The sequence below is a fragment of the Acinetobacter endophylla genome, assembly GCF_053543775.1.
The window spans coordinates 1-7,159 of the sequence record NZ_JBLVOM010000261.1; the positions used below are offsets into that span (position 1 = coordinate 1).

Consider the following 7,159-nt stretch of genomic DNA (forward strand, 5'->3'; position numbering starts at 1 on the left):
TTCGCGCCTGCCTCCAGAAGATTTAGAGCACATTCTTTCGATAGATGAGTTTATACAATTAGCTCAACAGAAGAATTTTAATAATATGTTCCGCAAGCATCTGGAACGTGATGGTCGCATATATGATATTAAAAAAGAATATCACGCCATTATTGATGAAATTTTTGCGCCTGACCAAATTCAACCACGCTCTTTGATTATTAATAATCATGAACGAGGTGACTTGATCTTACCGCATCCTAAAAAGATTTATAGCGAGTATAAAGCGCATTCATTGACCATCGTTGGTGAAAAATCTTTAATGCGTTGTTGGGATTTTAATGAATTCAAGTTGAGTAACTCAAGAATGAGTCAGCCTCAACATCGATTCAACTTGATCTGCAATGAGCGCCGGGTTTTCCAAAAAATTAAAACAGAAAAGCCTGATCTTTATCAAAGTTGTTTGCACCCGATTACAAACCCAAGTCTTGATGACATGACATCAAAATATAATGAGTTGTATGAGTTGCCTGAGAACAGCTATCGAGTCAACGAATTCATCGGCGCTTATGCTGAGAAAATGTCTGAATCTGAGAAATTGGATTTATTCCAGATTTTGCTTGGTAAATTTAATCACCTACATCAAATGGGAATTACTCATGGTGATGTGGGTGATCATAGTGTGTGGATCTCTTATAAAAAGGAGATATTGCTATCCAATTTTTCGGCAGCAAATGATCAAACACAGCCCTCGAAAATTGACCCTGAACTGGCTAACGAACTCCCATTTTTGAATACAACAGCTCATCTTCCGAATCTTGCGCTGACAGCTGCACAAAAGGATGTGTATTGGTTAGGGCAGTTAATCCTTCATATTTGGAAGAATGCTCGACTGAGCCCACGTTCATTGAAAAAATTTAGTCTTGAGGAGCGAGATCAGAACCACTGGTTAGAGCGTATTTTAACACGAGCTTTGACAGGGAAATATGATAATGCATGTGCAGTATTCCAAGATTTCTTAGCTCAAAAACCTGCTGAACAAGTTAGTTATGAACTTGATGCAGATGTACTGAATCCATATTTAAATCAGACAAATACCTATATCAGTTACCCGATATTTGGCGCGCCTATTGATGCTAACCAAAATTTTACACTCTATGCATCAGGCAACATGTTAGTCAAAACATGGATGGGTAAAGTTGCATCTGCAATGACAACTTATCAAAAGAGTTGTTTTAAGCGATTCTTTGAAGAACTTAAAATGACGCAGGCTCTCAATTTGCCATACCTTCCTAAGATTATTGATTTTGGTTTATCAACTAGCACAGCATGTGTGTATCTAGTAACTGAAATGGTAAAGGGTGAAGCTTGGTCAACGGTTATTGAGGGCTTAACTGAGGATGAAAAAAATGAACTTTCACTTCAGTTATTGCATTCTCTGAAAAAATTTCATGAGCATGGCTTTCAACATGGAAACTTGGATGATGAAAAGATTCTAGTAGATAAAACAAACTTGAAAGTTAGTTTTAATGATTGCTTCCATCCTGAAGTACCACAACCTGATTCTTCTAATGCTTATTTCCCATCTGATATTGAAGATCCAACAGTCATTCAGTGTGACAACTTTACTGCATTGAAATTAATCGCAGATCTATACGATATAGACTTGGCTGTGGATGATGTGGCTTCAATGGATCCTACTTTATCCTGGCTAAATACAGCCTTGAGCATAGAAGGAATGGAAGATCCAAGTGTACGCTATATTGATAATTCTCGCTTTATAGAGGCATTTGAATGTAAGGGTGCTATTGTAAAAGAAGCTCCTCAGATTAGTATTTATACAAGTAAGGTTGAGACGCCCTTTACGATTTATCCCGAAAACGGCAAAGTTTATATCCAACTTGAGGCAGCAAGTGAGGGGGATTTTCGATTTACACTTAGCGGAATCAATGGCATGTTAAAAGGGTTTTATAAGCCCCATGAAAATCAATTAAGTTTCCTTGATTTTGTCAAAAAACAAGACCTGTGGTGGAAGGCTAGTAGGGATGCAGATCTGACTATTGATGTTAGCATTGAAGTCCACCCGATATCTGGGATGAGTAAGCGTGACAACATTGTAGAGTTAAATGACTTCTTAGCAAAAGATCAAAACTTTAAGGATGCTATTGAACAGTTTAAGCAAGCACAGCTCAAAAGGACTCAAGAGAAAGAGGAAACATTACGGGCTCTGCGTGAACAAAAAGCATTACAAGAAGAGATAGGCGATGTTATAGCTACTGATGAGCTTATGGCACAGCCAATGAGTCATCTGCCTACACATAGCCACTTAATTGATATTGAAACGAAAGAGTTGTGGAAAAAAGTCATGGCGACTGAGCGTCATGCACATCCTACAATCACTCTGTCTGAGCCGTTAAAGATAGTTTCGAGCAAACATTTTAAAGATTCAAAGAGTGCTATTGCATACTATGACTCTGCAGAAGATGTTTCAGCTAAATTTTCAAAGACCGATAAAGTCGATGTAATGTGCACTAAAGAAACTGGGGCGGGAGGTGATTACACTTTCTGCATAGGTACGGTGAATATTGCGCAATCAAAAGTCGGAGAATTGTGGATCGATTTTTGTAAAAAAACAAATGAAGTTCCTGAAGAAGCAACACTGTTTCTACAAAGCAAGGCAGATAAGTCATCTAATCGGAAACGTGCAGATGCTCTGACAAATATTCTGAGTAATAAGGCTGTCATTGAAAATCTCGTAGATTACTTTGAACCATCATTAGTGATTGAAGCAAAAGATTATGAGATTGAAGTGCCTGATGAAGATCTAGATCACTATAACAAATACAAAAATGGGGAATTGGTTAAAGCCCTCAATCCATTACAACGTAAAGCGTTCCGTAATGTGCTTAAGTATGGACCTGTATCACTATTAAAGGGACCACCAGGAACCGGCAAAACTGAATTTATCTCTATACTGGCTCACTATCTCTATGATAAACAAAATGTATCTAACATCTTAATTGTTAGTCAGTCGCACGAAGCTGTAAATACAAGTGTTGAGCGTATACGTCAGCTATGCACAGAGTATGACACACCATTAAGTATTGCTCGAATAAGCAATAAAGAGAGTGCTGTGTCTCCTGAATTAAAAGATGTCTATACAGGCTCAATTATTACGAGCCAGATAGAGCTGTTTAAGTCTAATATTAAAGAAAGAGTGCTTGAGCTTGCAAAAGATTTATCACTTGAAGCTGAATACTTGAGCGATCTTTATGAAATCAGAGTCACTATTTTAAATAGTCTTAAATCTGCGTATCAGTCAATCGACCAAGATGATCTTGATCAAAAGTTTAGTTTCTCATTAGAAGAGTATACCCAGGCTTTCAAATCAGCAATGCATAAGCTGAAGAGCATGTTTGACGGAAATCAAGACTTTTGGGATCAACTGGAAGACTGTATCAATGATAAAGAGATAACAGTATTAAACCAGTTAAATAAGATCGACATGATTACGTTCGCAGCACTTAATCAATACTACGGGGTATCTAATGAGGAAGGACTTAAAGCGAAAGCCTTGATCAATATTGCCCTAGATTATGAACCATTAATTGAAAGCCAAAATGCTAATTATGAAAGTTTTCTGGTCAAAACAAGGCAATTAGTCTGTGGCACATGCGTTGGTGTTGGCCAACAAAGTATTGGAATCGCCAATCACGTATTTGATTGGGTGATTATTGATGAAGCAGCACGTTCAATCGCTTCAGAATTGGCAATTGCAATGCAGTCAGGTGCACGTATTTTATTAGTTGGGGATCAAGACCAACTTCCTCCACTATATTCGAGCGATCATATAAAGGCTTTAGCTAAGCAACTTAAGATATCAGATGATGATTTGGAAGATAAATTACAAAGCGACTTTGGCCGTATCTTTAATTCACATTATGGACTAAAGGCTAGTTCAGAACTCTTGTCACAGTACCGAATGAGTCCGAGCATCGGCGAATTAGTTTCAGACTGTTTTTATGAAGGAAAACTTGAAACTGAAGTTGTCGATTCTCGTGGTTTAAGTGATGAAGAGCTGAAAGAAATTAAGTTAAAGCGGATTGTGCCTGATAACTATGCATCCGACATCGTAATAGAATTGAATTCAACAGTTACTTGGGTGGATACTGGGAATGCTGAGCATTTCAAAATGGAGAAAGGTAGTAGTATTTATAACCCACATGAAATTAATGAAATTATCGATTTTCTTCAGCGGATTGACCAAGACAAACTCTTGTTAAATAAATTAGTGCCAGAGCCTGATTCCCTTAAAGAGCCTGCTATTGGTGTAATTTGTACCTATGCTGAGCAAAAAAACCGGTTAAGAAAAGCCTTCTCTTTGTGTGAAGTGTCAGATGCATTGAGATCAATTGTGCGTATTGATACGGTGGATAGTTATCAAGGTAAACAGAATAAGATCATCATTCTCTCAGTTACGCGAAATGATCCAACTAAGTTTCCTGCATTTTTGAAGTCACCAAATCGTGTGAACGTGGCTTTATCTCGCGCAATGGATCGTCTTGTAATCTTTGGTGCGTCAGAAATGTGGCAAGGAGTCAACAGTAACTTACCTTTAGGACGCGTATTAAATTACATCAAGTGCCGTGAAAATCAGACTTTAGAATATCGATATATTTCAAAACGCGCCATTGTCAAAATAGTACAAAACAATCCGCACATTAATAAAAATAGATCAAAAAAATATAGAAAGGCAGGGGTATAACTCATGGAAAATTCACTAAGAAGCTATCATGACGTAGATGTTACATTGCCATCACAACTATTCAATGTGGCATTTAGCTATACCACAACAGATACCTTAGATTTTATTGATTCTATGGTATTGCGCCTATTGGTAATTGCACCACTTTCTGCTGAAAAAATAGCGCGGTTCTTAGGGTTATCTAATCATGAAACAGATGTGCTATTAACTAAATTATTAAAACAAATGCAGATAAAACATCTTGAAGATGATCGATTTGCTCTGACTCAGCGACTTGAGAAAGCATTCTCGGATGTTTGTGCAATTCCTTATGTAAATAAGATTGAGGACAATATTCAAAAGATGAGTTTTGAGATGATTGGCTTGAATCCTGAGCCAGTTAATCCCAACGCATCTGACAATGGGGCAAATTCAATTAAATTAGATGCTTCTAACCAATACCTTTCAAATGGTGAGTCTTTGGTTAGTAAGGAGTTTCAGAAAAATTTTCGATTTTATTTCAGCCAAGGATTAGTTAAGTTGAATCCATCAGTGGATGAAAAGAAGCTGCAACTGTATAAAATGAGCCAAGTGGAAAAATTGCGAGACCATTCTCGTCGTTTTACATTACCATTGACGCTTGATGAGAATTATACACCTACAGAGATTAGTGATTTTAATCACATGGAAAATCTTAACAAAATCGAAGATTCTCTTTACGCTGCTCTTAGATCAGCTAAGAAGCCACAAAATATTGAGGATATTCTAAAGGTACTCCATGAATTAGATATGGAGGATACTTTTTCAGTTGAATCTATTTTTAGCGAGAATAAGCTTAATTTAGATCGCTTATTTAAGCTAGAACACAAATCCAATGAATACTTTATCGGGCCAATATATTCTAAGGAAAATTCAGACCTGTTTTTCAAAACAATCAAACAATATCAAGACCAGAATAATGATGATAAACAGCTGTATTGGTTAGCTCCATCAGATGAATTTTGGGGTAAGTCAGATAGATTTAGTGATTTTATTGATCGTTTATCGACAACCACAATTACCAAAAACTTTAAATGCTTCTTACCAGTGGCATACAGAAATGATAAACAATCAATCGCAAGTTATAAAAAACTAATCACAGCTGAGGCAGGAGCCAAGCACTTTCTAACGTTTAAGGAAAGTAGTGTAGTTTTTGACGGTAATTTTGAGCTTTTGGTTATGAAAGACTCTTTTTGTGTTTTGATTATTCACGTTAGTGATTCATCCACAAATATTTTAACAACAGTGCCTGTGGGTATTATTGTCAAAAATAAGGCTATTGCCCAATCGTTTTATAAGTTTTTTGAAGACTTAGAGAACGATGGAGAGAACTTCTTTGGTTTATTAAATTCTAAAAAATAGAATAATCATCTTAAAAAGCTAGCAGATTTGCTAGCTTTTTTAAACTCAAATTAGAGTGGCAACAATCCAGACCAGACATTTCTACTTTGAAGTGGCTTTGTTGCACAAAGATTTGAAATGCAAAGCGCCCCTAATTGAGCCAAATTTAAGGCGTAACTTGGGTAAGTGGTCGACCTAATTCCGTAAATCTGTTAAGGACTGCTACACGTGCATGGATCTCATTCACTTGGCTATCAAAACTCCTTGCACTGAGTTTATCTCCTAATAATTTGATGCAATGCATCTTAGTTTCAACCAAACTTCGCCGATGATAGCCTGACCATTTTTTCCATAGTGTCCTGCCTAAACGTTTAACTGTTCGAAGTAATTCATTTCGCTCTAGCGAGCTACTCTTTGTATCTTTCCATTTTTTCTAGGTGGAATCACCGCATGCGCTTGCCGATCTGCAATGACCTGACGGCATTGCTTGGTGTCATAAGCCCCATCGGTATAAACAGAGTCAATCCGCTCATCTTGTGGAATCTGATTAAGTAAATCACCAAGCACCTGTGAATCACTGACATTATTGGTTGTAAGCTGAACTGCTCGTATTTGTAGGGTTTTAGCATCTATACCAATATGAAGTTTACGCCATTGGCGACGATATTCAGGTCCATGTTTCTTGCGTTTCCATTCGCCCTCACCTAGAAACTTCATGCCTGTAGAGTCCATGAGTAGATGCAGCCCATCGCTACTTTTTTGGTAGCTGATTACAATATCAATATGCTTTTGTCTTCTACAAAGCGTGGTGTAATCTGGAGCTATCCAATTTAATCCGCAAAGTTTAATCAGACTTTGCACAAAGCCAGTGACCATACGTAAAGACAGACGGAATAAGGATTTAATCATTAAGCAGCATTGGATGACTGCGTCGGAGTAGGTTTGATTTCGCCCTTGTTTACCGATGGACGGAGCATACCATTGCGTAGCAGGATCAAACCAAATGGCAATATTTCCGCGACTCATGAGTGCTCGGTTATATGCGGGCCAATTGGT

General features: G+C 37.5%; 2 protein-coding genes and 1 pseudogene. 2 read left to right on the forward strand and 1 reads right to left on the reverse strand.

Features of this window, described 5'->3' with window-relative positions; all coding sequences use genetic code 11:
• Positions 1 to 85 precede the first annotated feature (85 nt).
• Positions 86 to 4,744, forward strand: coding sequence for an AAA domain-containing protein (locus tag ACNPNW_RS15345; RefSeq protein WP_395522154.1), 4,659 nt, complete (start codon positions 86 to 88; stop codon positions 4,742 to 4,744).
• 3 nt (positions 4,745 to 4,747) lie between these two features.
• Complete coding sequence (locus tag ACNPNW_RS15350) at positions 4,748 to 6,124, forward strand: hypothetical protein (RefSeq protein ID WP_005005738.1); 1,377 nt, start codon at positions 4,748 to 4,750, stop codon at positions 6,122 to 6,124.
• 145 nt (positions 6,125 to 6,269) lie between these two features.
• Here ACNPNW_RS15350 and ACNPNW_RS15355 read toward each other — a convergent pair.
• Positions 6,270 to 7,159, reverse strand: a pseudogene (locus ACNPNW_RS15355) (IS5 family transposase); the annotation flags it as partial.

Coding starts and splice junctions, on each gene's coding strand:
- ACNPNW_RS15350 (WP_005005738.1), top strand. CDS start 4,748: ATGGAAAATTCACTAAGAAGCTATCATGACGTAGATGTTACATTGCCA.
- ACNPNW_RS15345 (WP_395522154.1), top strand. CDS start 86: ATGTTCCGCAAGCATCTGGAACGTGATGGTCGCATATATGATATTAAA.